The following is a 232-nucleotide window of genomic DNA, read 5'->3' as shown; positions in this document are numbered from 1 at the left end:
ATGCGTGGGAGTGTGACCTGGGATCAGGGGAAGGAGATGGCCCGGCATGCTGATTTCACGGTTCGGACGGGGATGCCGGTTTATTTCTGTGACCCGCACTCGCCGTGGCAGCGCGGGAGCAACGAGAACACGAATGGTCTACTCCGGCAGTATTTTCCGAAGGGTACGGATCTTTCCTTGCACACCCAGGAGGATCTTGATAAGGTCGCTGCAGAGTTGAATGGCAGACCGC

General features: G+C 57.8%; 1 protein-coding gene. It reads left to right on the top strand.

What is annotated here, in order from left to right:
* Window positions 1-232, top strand: a 232-nt coding sequence (locus tag ACFHWU_RS29655; protein ID WP_416592372.1) for an IS30 family transposase, incomplete at both ends; no start/stop codon positions are given.

It is taken from the genome of Micromonospora sp. LOL_015 (genome assembly GCF_048060275.1).
Classification (GTDB): Bacteria; Actinomycetota; Actinomycetes; order Mycobacteriales; family Micromonosporaceae; genus Micromonospora_E.
Note: the sequence above shows the minus strand (reverse complement) of the source record. Positions and strands in the feature narration are given on the sequence as shown.